The 16,245-nt window shown below is 36.1% G+C and carries 20 protein-coding genes; 13 read left to right on the top strand and 7 right to left on the bottom strand.

Features of this window, described 5'->3' with window-relative positions:
• Positions 1-34: 34 nt before the first annotated feature.
• Positions 35-274, top strand: a complete 240-nt coding sequence (locus NIZ91_19545; protein ID USY54870.1) for a YuzB family protein — start codon at positions 35-37, stop codon at positions 272-274.
• A 53-nt stretch (positions 275-327) separates the two neighbouring features.
• Here the strand turns inward: NIZ91_19545 and NIZ91_19540 are convergent, their stop codons facing one another.
• Positions 328-1,005, bottom strand: a complete 678-nt coding sequence (locus tag NIZ91_19540) for a DUF2225 domain-containing protein (protein ID USY54869.1) — start codon at positions 1,003-1,005, stop codon at positions 328-330.
• Between the two features lie 223 nt (positions 1,006-1,228).
• Here NIZ91_19540 and dapF point away from each other — a divergent pair, with 223 nt between their 5' ends.
• From dapF to NIZ91_19525, 3 genes are all read left to right on the top strand, one after another.
• Positions 1,229-2,083, top strand: coding sequence for a diaminopimelate epimerase (gene dapF / locus NIZ91_19535; GenBank protein USY54868.1), 855 nt, complete (start codon positions 1,229-1,231; stop codon positions 2,081-2,083).
• Positions 2,084-2,156: 73 nt separating this feature from the next.
• Positions 2,157-2,522 carry an iron-sulfur cluster assembly accessory protein gene (locus NIZ91_19530; protein USY54867.1) on the top strand — a complete coding sequence of 122 codons (366 nt, stop codon included), beginning with the start codon at positions 2,157-2,159 and terminating at the stop codon, positions 2,520-2,522.
• Positions 2,523-2,812: 290 nt separating this feature from the next.
• Positions 2,813-3,265 (top strand): hypothetical protein, encoded by a 453-nt coding sequence (locus tag NIZ91_19525; GenBank protein ID USY54866.1) that lies wholly within the window; start codon positions 2,813-2,815, stop codon positions 3,263-3,265.
• Positions 3,266-3,292: 27 nt separating this feature from the next.
• Here the strand turns inward: NIZ91_19525 and NIZ91_19520 are convergent, their stop codons facing one another.
• A complete protein-coding gene (locus tag NIZ91_19520; protein USY54865.1) occupies positions 3,293-4,285 on the bottom strand; it encodes an NAD(P)/FAD-dependent oxidoreductase in 993 nt (330 codons plus the stop codon).
• Positions 4,286-4,752: 467 nt separating this feature from the next.
• Between NIZ91_19520 and NIZ91_19515 the strand changes: the two genes are divergently transcribed.
• The 5 genes from NIZ91_19515 to NIZ91_19495 all read left to right on the top strand — a co-directional run bounded on the left by NIZ91_19515 (position 4,753) and on the right by NIZ91_19495 (position 10,293).
• Positions 4,753-5,967, top strand: coding sequence for an NAD(P)/FAD-dependent oxidoreductase (locus NIZ91_19515; GenBank protein USY54864.1), 1,215 nt, complete (start codon positions 4,753-4,755; stop codon positions 5,965-5,967).
• Between the two features lie 129 nt (positions 5,968-6,096).
• Positions 6,097-6,420 carry a YuiB family protein gene (locus NIZ91_19510; protein USY54863.1) on the top strand — a complete coding sequence of 108 codons (324 nt, stop codon included), beginning with the start codon at positions 6,097-6,099 and terminating at the stop codon, positions 6,418-6,420.
• A gap of 116 nt (positions 6,421-6,536) precedes the next feature.
• Complete coding sequence (locus NIZ91_19505; GenBank protein USY54862.1) at positions 6,537-7,154, top strand: 3D domain-containing protein; 618 nt, start codon at positions 6,537-6,539, stop codon at positions 7,152-7,154.
• 148 nt (positions 7,155-7,302) lie between these two features.
• Complete coding sequence (locus NIZ91_19500; GenBank protein USY54861.1) at positions 7,303-8,784, top strand: leucyl aminopeptidase; 1,482 nt, start codon at positions 7,303-7,305, stop codon at positions 8,782-8,784.
• Positions 8,785-8,964: 180 nt separating this feature from the next.
• Entirely contained in the window at positions 8,965-10,293 is a 1,329-nt protein-coding gene (locus NIZ91_19495) for a Na+/H+ antiporter family protein (protein ID USY54860.1), read from the top strand.
• 39 nt (positions 10,294-10,332) lie between these two features.
• Here the strand turns inward: NIZ91_19495 and NIZ91_19490 are convergent, their stop codons facing one another.
• Positions 10,333-10,524, bottom strand: coding sequence for a hypothetical protein (locus NIZ91_19490; GenBank protein USY54859.1), 192 nt, complete (start codon positions 10,522-10,524; stop codon positions 10,333-10,335).
• 118 nt (positions 10,525-10,642) lie between these two features.
• The gene (locus NIZ91_19485; GenBank protein USY57239.1) at positions 10,643-11,179 is read right to left on the bottom strand and encodes an HD domain-containing protein; all 537 of its coding nucleotides are present in this window, start codon (positions 11,177-11,179) and stop codon (positions 10,643-10,645) included.
• A gap of 279 nt (positions 11,180-11,458) precedes the next feature.
• Here NIZ91_19485 and NIZ91_19480 point away from each other — a divergent pair, with 279 nt between their 5' ends.
• Both NIZ91_19480 and kapD read left to right on the top strand, forming a co-directional pair.
• On the top strand, positions 11,459-11,842 hold the full coding sequence (locus tag NIZ91_19480; protein ID USY54858.1) for a hotdog fold thioesterase: 384 nt from the start codon (positions 11,459-11,461) through the stop codon (positions 11,840-11,842).
• A gap of 231 nt (positions 11,843-12,073) precedes the next feature.
• Positions 12,074-12,688, top strand: coding sequence for a 3'-5' exonuclease KapD (kapD, locus tag NIZ91_19475; protein USY54857.1), 615 nt, complete (start codon positions 12,074-12,076; stop codon positions 12,686-12,688).
• A 35-nt stretch (positions 12,689-12,723) separates the two neighbouring features.
• On the opposite strand, the gene NIZ91_19470 is transcribed toward kapD, so the two are convergent.
• Positions 12,724-13,107: a kinase-associated lipoprotein B gene (locus NIZ91_19470; GenBank protein ID USY57238.1), complete on the bottom strand. Its 384-nt coding sequence runs from the start codon at positions 13,105-13,107 to the stop codon at positions 12,724-12,726.
• A gap of 75 nt (positions 13,108-13,182) precedes the next feature.
• Here NIZ91_19470 and NIZ91_19465 point away from each other — a divergent pair, with 75 nt between their 5' ends.
• A complete protein-coding gene (locus NIZ91_19465) occupies positions 13,183-13,368 on the top strand; it encodes a hypothetical protein (GenBank protein USY54856.1) in 186 nt (61 codons plus the stop codon).
• A gap of 97 nt (positions 13,369-13,465) precedes the next feature.
• Positions 13,466-13,996: a superoxide dismutase family protein gene (locus NIZ91_19460; GenBank protein USY54855.1), complete on the top strand. Its 531-nt coding sequence runs from the start codon at positions 13,466-13,468 to the stop codon at positions 13,994-13,996.
• A gap of 34 nt (positions 13,997-14,030) precedes the next feature.
• Here NIZ91_19460 and NIZ91_19455 read toward each other — a convergent pair whose 3' ends face one another.
• Complete coding sequence (locus NIZ91_19455; GenBank protein ID USY54854.1) at positions 14,031-15,203, bottom strand: pyridoxal phosphate-dependent aminotransferase; 1,173 nt, start codon at positions 15,201-15,203, stop codon at positions 14,031-14,033.
• A gap of 208 nt (positions 15,204-15,411) precedes the next feature.
• On the bottom strand, positions 15,412-16,239 hold the full coding sequence (locus tag NIZ91_19450; GenBank protein ID USY54853.1) for an alpha/beta hydrolase: 828 nt from the start codon (positions 16,237-16,239) through the stop codon (positions 15,412-15,414).
• Positions 16,240-16,245: the final 6 nt, after the last annotated feature.

Here is a 16,245-nt window from a genome sequence, read left to right as displayed (position 1 = left end):
GGTAGGATAAACAATTAGTAGAGAGGTGAGAATAGTGATTCAACCAATTATTGAATTTTGTATCAGCAATTTAGCTAGCGGTTCTCAGCTTGCTTTGGAAGAGTTAGAAAAAGATCCAAACTTAGATATTGTTGAGTATGGATGTCTGGGCTATTGTGGCAAATGTGCACAATCTCCTTTTGCTTTAGTGAACGGGGATGTTGTAGTTGCGGACACACCAGAAGAATTAGTAGCAGCTATCTACACACATTTGGAAGAGAACACAATGTTTTAATATAGAATAAAAACGGAAGCGACAATGCTATTAGTATTGTCGCTTCCGTTTTACTATGAAATGCTACGAATCTCATGCCATCTTTCTTTAGTTCGCTCAAATGTTTTCCGATCGGGATGATTTTTGTGCTTATAGATAATTTCTGAAAAATAGAGGAGCGCCTGCTGTTGGAACCCAAGCCGATAGTTTAGTTCTCCTATAATATATAGCAATCGAACTTCGCTGCTGTTAGAAGGAAATGTTTCTTCTAAATATGCTGTGGTGTAGAACTTTAATGCATGTAAAGCGAAAGCTCTTTCTTGTTGTTTGTCATCAAGCATTCGATATAGCCAGCTTAATCGTAGAGTAAGGCTTGCAAGCACAGAAGACTTTTCTTTTTTTATGTTGGCACAATAAATAGCCAGCTTGTAAGCATTTATCGCTTGTTGCAACGTTCGTTCTTGATCATAGGGCTGGTATTTCCAATTTTTCATGACCTTTTCCTTAACTTGATTTTCACTGCCTGGAGGAAAAAGTTTTGAGAACTGTTCAGTGCTGGCATATCCACACTTTGGACAGATTACGACATCATATACAATAGGATGGAACTGTGGATTTTCATAATCAACGAAAAAGTCAGTATCGTATCTTTGAGGCTTTAAAAAGCGAGACCGAACTTTTTTAGAATAAAACCTGTGGCTACACAAAGCACAAGAGCTTTTTTTATCATAAAGAGGATGTAAAGCTTTCAATGAACTTCCTCCTTTTAAAAATATATAAATCTTTTTAACTATATTATACACGGGTAAATTTATTTTGTGGGTCTTTTGTAATGTTTTTTGGAGCTTTTTCTTTGTAAATAAAAAACTCCTTAACCAATTTGGCTAAAGAGTTGGGAAACGGGGGATGTTCTTATTGTTTCCTACATTCAATGCTTTTATACTAAGACCATACTAAAAAATGATGGGTGATTAAATGAAAAAATTTGCTTTTACAAAAATGCATGCGCTTGGAAATAATTATATCTACGTCAATCTATTTGAAGAACATATCGCGGAAGAAGATTTAGCTTCTGTCGCGATTAAAGTATCAAACGTTTACACAGGTATTGGGTCAGATGGAATGATTTTGATTTGTCCTTCTACTAGAGCGAATGTTAAAATGCGCGTATTTAATAACGATGGTTCAGAAGCAAAAAATTGCGGAAACGGCTTAAGATGTGTAGCTAAGTATGCATATGAGCATAATTTAGTAGAAACAGAAGAGTTTACAATCGAAACATTATCAGGCCTTGTCTATGCAACTGTTCATTTGCAGGATAAAGAAGTAAATGAGGTAACAATTGACATGGGTACACCAAAGCTAAAGCCAGCTGAAGTTCCAATGCTTGGATTTGAAGGAAACAGCATTGTGTCAGAAAAAATGAAATTTGGTGATAAAGAGCTTATAGGTACGGCTGTATCAATGGGAAATCCTCACGTTGTATTTTACGTAGAAGATATTGAAAAAGCACCTCTTCATACATTAGGGCCAGTGGTTGAAAAAGATCCACGTTTTCCAGAAGGTGTAAATGTCGAATTTGTAGAGATTATGAATGAATCGGAAATGCATTTCCGCGTTTGGGAACGGGGTTCAGGTGTAACGCAAGCTTGTGGAACTGGTGCTTGTGCTGCAGTTGTTTCTTCTGTTTTAAATAATCTTACGCAAAAAAATACTCCCACAATTGTTCACTTAGCAGGTGGAGACTTAACCATTACATGGAAAGAAAATAACCATGTACTAATGAAAGGTCCAGCAGTTGTTATTTGTGATGGAGTTTATTACTATTAAGAACTGAAAGCAGAGTAGTTGTTCATCATTTACTCACAGCGTATACTTATAGGTAAAAGGAGGTCATCTAATTATGAGTCAAGATATCCTAGAAATTACAGAGGCGGCTAGCTTTCAAATAAAAGATATGATGAAAGAACATGAAGAAGAGAATGCTTACCTTCGCGTAACGATTAATGGAGGAGGCTGTTCAGGTTTATCATACGGAATGGGCTTTGCACATGAAGTTAGTGAAAACGATATGCAGTTTGAACAACATGGCATTCAAATTCTTGTTGATAAAGAAAGTGCCCCAATCTTAAAAGGAGTTAAGATTGATTACAAGCAGTCTATGCTTGGTGGAGGGTTTACAATTGATAACCCGAATGCCATTGCATCATGCGGCTGTGGATCTTCATTCCGTACGGCAGCGAACGCTGGTACACCGGAAGAGTGTTAACAAGGTACTAAAAACAGCTCTATTCTAATGAATAGAGCTGTTTTTTATTTTGATATTTTGACTTTGTGTGAATAACGTCAGCTTAGCTATTTCAATTTTTTTGTTAGGAATTCTAATTCTGGTGAGTTGTATAAAGGATATACGTATATGATGGCGCATAGAGTATGAAATAACGTGTGATGAAACATAACACAAGATGTTATTCTAATTGACTTAATTGTCAGAATTATTTATAATTTTATATAAGAAACCCAGTTTTATTTAGACTGGTTTTTAAGGGGGTGCAAAGTTTGGTAGAAGAAAATAATACACTACGAACAAATGCCTATAGTTACGGAAGCTTTTTTAGAAAAAATCGTTTAATAAAAATGATTCAACAACTAACTGCATGGTTTATTCCGATAAAATCTCAGAAGCAAGATAAAATTGAATCGATGCTTTTTATCCAACATATCCCCACACCATTGCCAATAAAAACTACACTCCTATTTTTGGATTCCAACAAACAGATATCAATTCTATATTTAAATACTCAAGAGCAAGAAGTGGCGCAGCTCATTTTTCAAAGTGTGGGATCGCCATTTAACCTGTTGCCGTACCACACTTATATAAGTGAATTGAAGAATTATCAGGTATCGACTAACTTAATTCGTGAAGAAGAGCTTAAATATGAAGTCCAGTTACAGACGAACGATAAAAAAGGGCTACATGCATTAGCTGAAACCCTAAAAAAAAGCGAATAACCATTCAAATGGTCATTCGCTTTTTGATTACGAGAACATTGATGTACTATGCATTGGTTGTAGGCGAGCTTTTGGATCAATGTATGCTTTTGCATTGTTAACGGCTGTAGGACCTTCACCGAACCCTGCAACAATTAGCTTTACCTTTCCTTCATATGTACAAATGTCTCCAGCTGCATAAATTCCAGGGATATTTGTTTCTTGCTTAGAGTTAACCACAATTGTATTCTTTTCTAATTCTAACTCCCACTCTTTAATTGGACCTAACGATGATACAAAGCCAAAGTTTACAATAACATCATCAACGTCTACCACAATTTTTTCTTCACCTTTTGTATTTTCAAGAACGACTTGCGTAATGCGCTCTTCACCAATAAATTCTACTGGGATGTAAGGTGTTTTTATATCTACTTTGGAGTTTTTTAATTGTTCTACGCTGTGCTCGTGCGCGCGGAATTTATCACGTCTGTGTGTCAGCGTAACTTGCTCTGCAATCGATTCAAGCATTAATGACCAATCTACTGCAGAATCACCGCCGCCGCATACTAATACCTTGCGTCCTTTAAAGGCATTCATATCATCAACAAAATAATGTAAGTTTGCTTTTTCAAATTGCTCTGCATTCTCTAGCTCGATTTTACGAGGCTTAAAAGCACCGTTTCCAGCTGTGATAATAATTGTTTTAGAATAATGAACTTCTGAATTAGTCGTTAATCGAAAAACACCGTCCGCTTGCTTTTCTACTTTTTCAACCGCTTGTTCTAGCGCAACAGTTGGGTTAAACTGCTTCATCTGTTCTTTTAAATTATTAACAAGCTCTTGTGCACGAATTTTGGGGAATCCAGCAACGTCATAAATATATTTTTCAGGGTATAAAGCCGAAAGTTGACCGCCTAATTGAGGTAAGCTTTCAATAATCTTCACACTTGCTTGGCGCATTCCACCGTAAAATGCAGTAAATAGCCCGGTAGGTCCACCACCAATAATGGTGATATCGTATACTTGTTTATCTTCTTTCATAATTTAGTCACCTCATTCGTTAATTTAGGTTAAAGAAGTCTACTGTTATGATAGCACAATTAAAAGATAAAAATTTATTATAAAGCACTGAAGGAGAAAGAAAACTTTTTAGCACTTCTATAAATATGGAAAAAAGAAGAATATAGCTTTCGAAATTCTATTATTTAATGAAGAGATTGAAAATTAAAAAGCTTATAAATCAATCGATAGGTATTGAAAAATAACGTGAAAAAGCATAATATGTTTTTAGATATAATATCGTTTCAGTAAGGGTTCACTATGTCATTTTACGTGAAATGGTTCACAAACTATTAGGAATACTATGAGGTAAAACCGGGAAAAGAAATGGATAGCAATCGCTTTTCTTGTTTACACTAACATAAAAAAGTAGACCTTATTTATAACTTTATGACTTTTAATCCAAATATTTGATAACTATAAACTAAAAAAAGGTGGATGACCATTCAATGAAAAAGCCGAAAATTGTTGTCTTAGGTGCTGGCTACGGTGGAATTATGACAACCGTTCATTTACAAAAGAAATTAGGTACAAACGATGCTGAGATTACGCTCGTTAACAAAAATGATTACCATTATGAAACAACATGGTTACATGAGGTTTCTGCAGGTACATTACACCACGATCGTTCAAGATTCCCAGTGAAAAGTTTAATTAATACAGGAAAAGTCAACTTTGTAAAAGACACTGTAATGGATATTAATACTGCAGAAAAGCGTGTTATTTTAGAAAACAGTGAACTTGAATATGATTACTTAGTTGTGGGGTTAGGGTATGAATCTGAAACCTTCGGAATTAAAGGGTTAAAAGAATATGCATTCTCAATTGCTAATATTAACGCTGCGCGTCAAATTCGTGAACATATTGATTACGTATTTGCAACGTACAATAATGAACCTGTAAAGCGTGATGAGTTATTAACAATCGTTGTTGGTGGTGCAGGATTTACTGGAATTGAGTTTGTTGGCGAGTTAGCCAACCGCGTCCCTCAGCTCTGCAAAGAGTTTGATATTCCGCGTGAAAAAGTACGTATTGTGTGTGTAGAGGCTGCACCAACAGCTTTACCAGGGTTCGATCCAGAATTGGTTGAATATGCAGTAACACAGCTTGAGAGAAAAGGTGTCGAATTTAAAATTGGCACAGCAATTAAAGAATGTACAGAAGAAGGCATCTTAGTTGAAAAAGATGACCAAGTTGAAGAAATTAAATCAGCAACTGTTGTATGGGCAGCTGGAGTACGAGGAAGTCATATTATTGAAAAAGCAGGATTCGAAAATAATCGTTGTCGTGTTAAGGTAAGCAACTCCCTTCTGGCACCAGGTCATGACGATGTATTTATCGTAGGAGATTGCTCATTTATGATTAATCCTGAAAATGATCGTCCATACCCTCCAACAGCTCAGGTAGCTATGCAGCAAGGTGAAACATGCGCAGAAAACATTTCACGCTTAATTCGTGGTGAAAAAGAGCTTAAAGACTTTAAAGCAGATTTAAAAGGTACGGTATGTTCTTTAGGGCATGATGATGCGATTGGCGTTGTATACGGCCGTAAGCTATTTGGTTCAAGCGCATCATTTATGAAAAAAGTTGTTGATAACCGCTCTTTATTCTTGCAAGGTGGAGCTGGTTTAGTTCTTAAAAAAGGGAAATTTAATTTCTTTTAAATAAATTAGAGCAAGGAGATTCTTATAGAATCTCCTTTTTTTTGTGCAATAAACGAAAAATTCTGTTATTGACGCTATTTGTTGACTTAAGTACACTTAAAGAAAGAAGGACGGGGAGATGGATCAAAAATGGCAATGAGTGTACCAGAATTAATTATTTCGATGTTGTTATTCTTTGTGTTGTTTTTTGGAATCGGTTTCTTATTGAATATGCTCTTAAGAATGTCATGGATTATGGCGATTACGTATCCGGTTATTGTGATTTTGATTGTAGATGAAGTACGAGCAGTTAAGTATGTTCAAGAACCTTTAACATCAATTGCTCAGCTAGGTGAACGATTTCTTTCATTAGCTACCGCAGATATCGTTATTTTACTATCTGGATTTTTAGGTGCTCTTATGGCAGGGATGGCAATCAAAATGCTTAGGGTAAGAGGATATCAAATGTTTTAAGTGGATAATATTGAATGCACCCTTTCTCATGAGAAAGGGGTTTTTGCTCTTTCTACGCATAATTTAACTTTCCTTTGGAAACAAATAGATTCGTGGGAGGAGTTGGAAAGAGTCATATGATTAAAACATTAATAAAGCGTATTGGTATGTCTTTGCTTGTTGTAGGAGCATTGCTGACAACCTATGAAGCTGTCACAGGAGTACCCGTTACCGTCTTATTTGAAAGTCTGCTAAGGGTTGATTCTACACCTGTTAATCATAGTCTTCGAGCGGATGCTTCTGAGAAGGAACCATTAGCAATTGAAGAGGCTTTTGATTGGTCAGCGTATCCAAGCCATACGGTGTTAGCCACAGGGTATACAGCAGGGTATGAGTCAACGGGTAAAAACCCTACAGATCCAAGTTACGGTATCACATATTCAGGTGTAAAAGTAAAACGAGATTTATACTCGACAATTGCTGCAGACTTATCAATATTCCCAATTGGTACAATTTTATTTATTCCTGGATACGGATACGGCGTCGTAGCGGATAAAGGTGGAGCAATTAAAGGTAATCATTTAGATTTATATTTTGAAACAGTAGCTGATGTCTATGAAATGTGGGGTAAAAAAGAACTTAGTGTATACGTAGTTGAAAAAGGTAAGGGAACCCTGTCTGAACAGCAACTAACGGCTCTTAATGAAAACAAATCGATGCAGGTATTTAGGCAAAAAGTTAATTTAGTTCGCTAACACCCATATGCTATGGGTGTTTTATTTTGGTTGCTATAAATTAGACGTAAGTGAATATATTCGTTATTTATAATTGTTCATGAGACAATATTACATATAAAGAGCTCTATAGCTTTTAAAAGGTTTTACTATGAAAGGATGATTGTAGATGATTCAGTTACATACTAATTTAAATTTAGAGAGAGAAACAGAAGCACTAGTAGTAGGGATTTTTCATAGAAATGATTCATTTGAAGGCCCTTTAGAAAAGATTAATGCGACATTTGATGATTATCTTTCGCAGCTTGTAAAAGCGGGAGATATAAACGTCAATGAAAAACAAGTCTCCACCATTCCAACGTTTAATAAGATTGGGGCAAAGCGCCTAATTTTTATTGGTTTAGGGAGAAAAAGTGGACTTACTGAAGAAAGCCTAAAAGAAGCCTACGGCAATCTCTTTCAACAACTGAAGAAAGCTCAATTTAAAGAGATAACGATTGAACTTTCAACGTTTACCACGGATGCTATTAGTGAGGAAACGACGGCTCGTTTATTAGGTGAAATGAGTCAACTATCTACATACGAATTTGAACATTATAAAAAGCGTTCTAACGTGCCAACTGTTCAGTTGGAAAAAATCAATGTCATTGCTTCTGATAGCGTGGAAGATGCTTTTGAGCATGGCTATGTGTATGGTAAAGCTACCAACTCAGCACGTACGCTTGTTAATTTGCCAAGCAATATGTTAACAGCAACAGACTTAGCAGAATATGCTCAAAAGTTAGCTAATAAGTATGGATTTGAATGCGAAATTCTTGAAAAAGAAGAGATGGAAACGTTAGGGATGGGAGCTTTGCTAGCCGTTAATCAAGGGTCCATAGAACCCCCTAAGATGATTACATTAAAATATCAAGGGAAAAGTGAGTGGAAAGATGTTATTGGCTTGGTAGGGAAAGGTATTACCTTTGATACAGGTGGTTATTCAATCAAATCAAAATCCGGGATTGTTGGGATGAAAACGGATATGGGTGGAGCAGCATCAGTATTAGGGGCAATGGAAGTGATTGGTGAAACAAAACCAAAACAAAATGTTGTAATGGTCATTCCATCTACGGATAACGTAGTTAGCGCAACAGCATTTAAGCCAGATGATGTTATTACAGCTATGAGCGGAAAAACCATTGAAGTATTGAATACAGACGCAGAAGGAAGACTAGCACTAGCAGATGCTATTACGTATGCAAAACATCACGGGGCTTCGTATTTAGTAGATGTAGCAACATTAACAGGTGGTGTGATTGTAGCTTTAGGAACAGATACAACAGGCGCAATGACGAATGATTCTACCTTTTATGAGAAGCTACAGGTTGCAAGTCAGCATACAGGTGAGACGATTTGGCAACTTCCTATTACAGAAAAAGATAAAAAGAAAGTAAGAAGCAGTAAAGTAGCAGATTTAAATAATTCGCCAGGGCGAGAGGGACATGCTATTATGGCAGGAACCTTTTTGTTGGAATTTGCAGAAAATACACCTTGGATTCACTTAGATATTGCTGGAACAGCTACAACAAATGCTGGTGGTGCATATGGTCCTTCTGGTGCAACAGGGGTCATGGTTCGAACGTTAGCTCAATTAATTCGTGATTTCTAAACAGGATAATCGTGAATAAAAAGCGTGGATAGTTCATTCATCCACGCTTTTTGTATAGTAAAAGTAATTAATCAAACGTTTGTTTAGATTTTCCATTGACATTTGATTGTAAGGCATTATAATGAGTGTATCGTTTTAATTCTCTAATTGTTTAATACACTAAAGTACGGAGGTTTCAAAATGAATGCAGTTTTAGTAGCTGTAGCTGTTATGCTTGTACTGAGTTTACTTCGTATTAACGTTGTTTTCTCTCTAGCTATCGGTGCTCTTATCGGAGGGCTTGTTGGAGGAATTAGCTTAACAGATACAGTCAACATATACACAGAAGGGCTAGGAAATAGCGCGTCTGTAGCGTTAAGCTATGGATTGCTCGGAGCGTTTGCCGTTGTGATTTCAAGAACAGGTCTTCCAGACGCAGTAGTAGCAGGCGCGCTCAAGATTGTTGGGCGTGAAGGAGATACAAAAAGAAAAGCACTTTCTAAAGTACTTATGTTATTAATTATCTTAATTATTTCATGCTTTTCACAAAATGTAATTCCTGTACACATTGCGTTTATTCCATTGTTAATTCCACCGTTATTAACAGTATTTAACCAACTGGAAATTGATCGTCGTCTTGTGGCAACTGTCATCACATTTGGATTAGTAACACCATACATGTTTCTGCCAGCGGGGTTCGGGAAAATCTATCATGATATTCTCGCAGCAAACATACAAGAGAACGGTTTAGCAGTACACAGCGGTGACATTGTTAAAGCAATGGCTCTGCCTGCGTTAGGAATGGTTATCGGTTTACTTGTAGCGGTCTTTATTTCATATCGTAAGCCTCGTATTTATAAAAATAGTAATCTCACGATGAACGAAGAAACTAGTAATACTGAACCTTCTTATACACGTAAAGGTATTATCGTTTCATTGATAGCTATTGTTGTTGCATTAGCTGTGCAAATTCCATTAAGCTCAATGATTTTCGGTTCACTTGCCGGCATTATAGTCGTATACCTAAGTGGCGTTGTGAAATGGAACGAAGCGGATACGGTTTTAACTGATGGTATGCGTATGATGGCATTTATTGGTTTTGTTATGCTGTCAGCTTCAGGCTTCGCTAAAGTGATTCAAGAAACGGGGGACGTGGAAACACTTGTTCAAGGTTCGGTTAATTTAATTGGCGGCAATCAAGTACTAGGAATATTATTAATGCTTGTAATTGGTTTATTGGTTACGATGGGAATTGGGTCATCCTTTTCAACCATTCCAATCATTGCTACAATTTTCGTGCCACTTTGTTTAGAATTAGGCCTTAGTCCTTTAGCAACTATTGCAATTATTGGAACAGCGGGTGCGTTGGGGGATGCTGGTTCTCCTGCTTCAGATAGCACGTTAGGACCAACTTCAGGTTTATCGGTAGACCGTCAGCACAATCACATTTGGGATACATGTGTGCCAACCTTTTTACATTATAACATTCCGTTAATTATTTTCGGATGGATTGCTGCACTTATACTATAAAGAAAAAAGCGGTTGAGCTATGGCTCAACCGCTTTTTCTTTAAACTTGTGATAATGTTGAAGCCGTTGAGTCACATTGGCCTAAAGCAGTTTCAACAGCCTGTAAAGACTGCTCAATACGCTCACGATTTGAACCTTTTTCAACAGTTTGAAGAGCTTGCTCAAGGCTAGCCTTAGCAGCTGTTAATGATGTACATGAATCTTGTACAAATCCTCTAGCATTTTTTTGCATGATATGTACCTCCTTTGTAATTTAGAATCCTTATGTAGTATTTGCGAATATATGGGAAATATAAGCTTTATTTTTGCACATAAAAAAGGATTAACTTTCAATAGAGAAGTTAACCCTTTTAACCTAGTTGCTTAAATTGTTCTGACCCAAGAATTCGTTCCACATTCTGATCAAGCTCTTCAATTTTTTTAACAGCTAAAGCATAATCCATTTGACGATAGTGATGCTTTCCACCGGGTTCTTCATCCGCTTCATCTGCCAATTTGACCACTTTCTGTAGAGGACGTTGATGAATGGTTCCTTCTGGTAAGTAAGAATCAGTGTGAAGTAAAATAGCTAAAGCAATTTCTTTTGCTGCTTGAGGTTCTTCTCCAAGGCGTATTAATAACTTGTGGGCGCGCTCAGCTCCCTTAATTGCATGAATATCATTCTTTTTATATTTTTCATAGTCCCACTGACCATTTGTATACCATTCATAGTGACCAATATCGTGAAGTAGGGCCGCTTTAGTTGCTAAATCTGGATTGACGTTGTACTGAGTGGATAAACGAAAAGCATGATACGCCACAGAAACTGCGTGAGCAACTCCAGATCTTGTTAAATATTTTTTAGCAATTGGGTGTGTGAAGATGTCTAGCAAAGTAACATGTCTCATCATATAATCCCTCCTAAAAAAAGACAGTAAAAAATTATTTCTAACAACAATAGCATATTTGAATAGAAAAAACAACGATAATGTCAGGTGAATAAACATAGAAAACACGTTGTATATTAGTTTATTCATATCGTGAAAACATGTACGTAATATTTTATTAAAATAGAAAAATGGACAAGAGGGGTCATTTGAAAGGAAAGAGTTTTAAAGCTTTTATGAAGAAGATAACCATTGTAAAATAAAAAGTATGAAGGTGAAATGATATAGCGGAGGGATAAGATGAATACCGATAATACGTTATTAAGTACACTAGGCATTGAAATAATTTATGCTAGCAAAGATCAAGTAGAGGCGACAATGCCAGTAGATGAACGAACAAAGCAACCTTTTGGTTTACTACATGGTGGTGCATCGGTTGCATTAGCAGAGACAGTTGCGAGCTTGGGAGGGTTTCTAAGTATAGATCAAGAGAAGGAAATATGCGTGGGCTTAGAAATTAATGCAAATCATATTAAAGGAAAAAGAGATGGGCTAGTGACTGCTATTGGTAGACCTATACATAAAGGAAAAAAAACAGCTATCTGGGAAGTTAAGATTACGGACGAGAAAAATGAACTCATTTGTATTTCTCGCTGTACGTTAGCAATACTGCCCAAAAAATAGGAAAAGACAGTCTGTAGAAGTAAAAATAAATTGTAAAAGATATGGCGGATATCCTAATCATAGAGACATGCTTTGGAATATAGTAATAACAAAGCATTCTTTTTTTATTGTCCAAAAGAATATTCATAATATTATAAAATATCAATAGAAATAAACCTATCTTTTGCATAAGCGTGCTATAATTATAATAGCAGTCTCGTAGGCAGGTTTATCTAAAAAGGGGTGATAAAGATGAACAATTATGAACAATATGTCTTTATTGACTTTGAATTTACAATGCCCGAATACAAAGGGTATCCCAAAGGCTTTTTTCCTGAAATTATTGAAGTAGGGTTAGTTGCTGTAAGAAACCAAGAAATACAAGACCGCTTTTCTTCATATGTTAAACCCACTAGTTTTCCAAAGTTAACGGATCGCTGTAAAAGCTTTCTTCACATTCAGCAAAAACAAGTAGATGATGGAATTACATTTGAACAATTAATTCAGCAGCTAGCTCAGTATGAAAACAGTACAATTATCACTTGGGGAAATATGGATATGAAAGTACTCAAGCAAAACTGTCAAAAGCAAAGTTTGAAATTTCCTTTAAAAGGAAAAGAAGTAGATTTATCTATGGAATATAAGCGTTTCTTTGGCGACCAAAACCAAACAGGTTTATGGAAAGCTGTTCAGGAATATGGAAAAGAAGGAACAGGTAAGCATCACTGTGCGCTTGATGATGCTATGACTACTTTTAATATTTTTAAGTTAGTAGAAAAAGACAAACGTTATTTACAAAAGCCTGAACCTACTACAATTGGCGATCGGGTCGACTTCTCAAAGCTGTTAAACAAATTTGCATTATAAAAGCCAAGTCACCGTAATGTGAATTGGCTTTTTGTTTAAAGTGCATAATCCTTTTGAAGTTGTTCGAGGCATTCAATGCTTCGTGTTGCGTAAGGATTATCTTTTAAAGAGAGCTCATTTATCAGTGATGTTAAAGCAGTCTTTAATGAATCTCTGTATGGTGGAATTTCACTTGTATATGCTTTAACCATTGGTTTGGGAATATTAGCTTGCTCGTTAAAGGCTAGTGCACGACGTTCATGAAAGAATGGAACATCTACTTGTTGAGGGTTATGTAAATCTCCTTGTTGAGGATGTTTGATAACAGCTTTTACTCGCACTACGTAGTGCTGGTCACGTACTTGTGTAATTTCCCCAATGTATTTTCCAGTCTTGTATAAAGCAGTTACGGAATCACCGATTTCTAAACTCATATTTATCTCTCCTTTAAGTAATGTTCTACTCATTATTATAAGTCATTATAGTTTAAAGTTCATAGGGAAAGGATGAAATTGATGCAAGCATTAATCATGAATCTATATCTTTATTTTCCAGAAGATAAAACAGAGTATATTCCAGCATTTATATGGATGTTGGTGTTTTTTATAGGAGCATTTCTGACATGGAGGTTTGTTATTAAAATTTCAAAAAAAGAAGAAGAGAAAATAAAAGAGCAAGAGCGAAAACATTCAGCAGAGTAACTGTTTGCTCGGATCAAAATGAAAGCGTTTAAAAATGAAAGTTGCTGGACAATCTATGGGAAGGTAACCATAAGGGAATCTGAGATTGGAGGGCAACATGAAGAAGTTACTACTAATTGGCTGCATACCATTAGTAATGTTAGTGGGGTGTGGTGAAAAAGACATTTCGAATAAAGAAGTAAAAGTATATAACGCTGATGGAGATAGCTTAGGTAACATAAAGTTAAAAGAGGTATCTGACGGCGTAGAGATTACGTATAAATTAAAAGGATTACCTCCTGGTGAACACGGTGTACATATACATGAAAAAGGCGTGTGCAAAGCCCCTGCGTTTAAGACAGCAGGTAATCATTTAAATCCAGACGATAAAAAGCATGGATTACTTCATCCAGATGGTCCAGAGGCAGGTGACTTAAAGAACATTATCGTAAAAGATGATGGAACTTTTGATGGGACAGATATGGCGCCTGAAGTCACTTTAAAAGAGGGAAAAGGTTCCTTAATTAAAACGATGGACGGCTCTTCAATCATTATTACGGAGAACAAAGATGATGGTATGTCTCAACCATCTGGAGATTCTGGTACGCGAATTGCTTGCGGTGTCATTGCTAAGAAACAAGAAAAATAAACTGAAAGGACGCAATCAAGCGTCCTTTTTTAGGTTAAGATAGAGCAACCTGTAGTTTCTTTAAGCCTTCTTTTAGTTGTTCTCGAGGACAAGCAATATTTAACCGAATAAAGCCTTTCCCTTCAGCTTCACCGTATTTCATACCGCTTTCAACAGCAATTTTCCCTTTCGTTAATAATAGATTGTGCAGGTCTTCATCAGGTATATTTAATGTTCGACAATCAATCCATAATAAGTAAGTACCTTCAGGGTTAATTAACTTGAGCGCAGGTAGATTTTCTTTAATAAAGCTTCTAGTAAAGTCAATGTTCTCTTTTAAATATGCTAAGAGTTCTTCTAGCCAACTTTCTCCATGTGTATAGGCAGCCTCTAGACCAATCGTACCGAATGTATTTAATGCGAAAAAGCCTTGTTTATGCTGCTGCTGTTGATATTTTTCACGTAATTCATTATTTGGAATAATAATAGCTGAAGCTTGTAAGCCAGGAACATTGAATGTTTTGCTTGGTGCTATGCACGTAATAGTACGATTTTTAGTATCTTCATTAAGAGAGCTAATTGGAATATGAACAGACGGTGTATACACTAAGTCCGAATGAATCTCATCAGATAAAATTAATACATCATACTTTTTGCAAAGATCAGCAATCTTCTCTAGTTCACCACGAGTCCATACCCGACCTACAGGGTTATGGGGACTGCACAAAATAAACATTTTCACTCCAGAAGCAAGCTGCTTTTCAAGAGCTGAAAAATCAATTGAGTAGCAATCTCCCTTTAAGAGCAGAGGACTTTCTATCAATTTACGTTCGTTTACTTTCACCATTTCAAAGAAAGGTGTGTATACGGGCGGTTGAATCAAAATTGAATCTCCTTTTTGTGTATAAGCCTGTATAGCCATACTAATAGCAAAGACAATTCCTGGACTGTATGTAATCCAATCTGTTTCAATGCTCCACTGATGGCGCTTTTGGACCCAAGAACGAATAGATTCATTTGTTGATTCAGTTGGCGTTGTATATCCAAAAACGCCGTGCTCTACACGCTTAGTGATTTCGTTAACCACTTTTTCTGGAGCTGCAAAATCCATATCAGCTACCCAAAATGGTAATAGATCTTTTTTACCAAAGAGACGTTCCATCCCGTCCCACTTTACGGAGTTAGTGTTCATGCGGTTAATTCTATTGTTAAAGGAATAGTTCTTCATAATATAAGCCTCCATATAAACTGATTTTTAAATCTATAAGAGAGAATTTAATTACCTGTATGATATCTTTTATTTTGAACATTTTATGTTTAAAAAGTCAAAGATGTTGCTGTTTAAAGAGTAAGGGAAGAACAAAAATTATTATATTCCTTTTTATAAATGATAATAGTCCTGCCTCTTTGACAGGACTATAGTTTGTTGCAGAAAATTAGCTTGTTAAGAAATCCATCATATAATTTCGAATATCGTCCGGGCATTCTTCTGGTAACAGATGCCCAGTGTCTTTTAATGAAATAAAAGTAGAGCTTGGCAAATCTTGTTGAAGCTTTTTTCCTAAATGAAGAGGAACAACTCTGTCTTCTTCTCCCCATATTAATAAACTTGGCTTATCAATTGCTCTCAGGTCTTTTTCTGTTAGGTCTCCTTCACGATCACGAATCATCTTTGATAATGACATGAAGATACGATCATCTAAAAAAGGAGCAGTATAGCCTTCAATCATTTCTTCATCAATGAGATCGTGATTAAATACGACATTCTGAAGGTTAGCTTTAACACCTTTACGAGCTAGCCAAGTCTTGACCCACAGATAGAAAAAAGGTAAATGTGACGACATGACGAGGCCAGAATGCAATCGTCCTAGGTAAGCGGAGCTACAAAGTAAAACTAGCTTAGATACGTATTGGGGCTGCAACTTTGCGATATTCAGGCAAATTTGACCACCCATTGAGTGACCAGATAAAATGACTTGTTCTAACTTCAAATGTTCGATAACTTCTAAAACAGTTTTTGCTAAATTTTCATAAGAATAATGAAAGGTTAATGATTTTTCACTTCGTCCAAATGGTGGTAAGTCTATTGCAACAATTGAGAATTTCTGTTTCAATAATGGAATGAGTCTTCTAAAGCTAAAGCTAGATGATAGAAATCCGTGTATGAATACAATTGTTGGCTTTTTAGGATCAAAATGATGTAATTCATAATATACGTGTACATTGTTAAAAGAACGATAGTGTGCAGTCTCTATTTGAATCATTGGTTT

This window comes from Bacillus sp. 1780r2a1, assembly GCA_024134725.1.
Lineage (GTDB): Bacteria > Bacillota > Bacilli > Bacillales > Bacillaceae_H > Priestia > Priestia aryabhattai_A.
The sequence above is the reverse complement of the archived record's forward strand: the minus strand, read 5'-3'. Positions and strand labels throughout refer to the sequence as shown.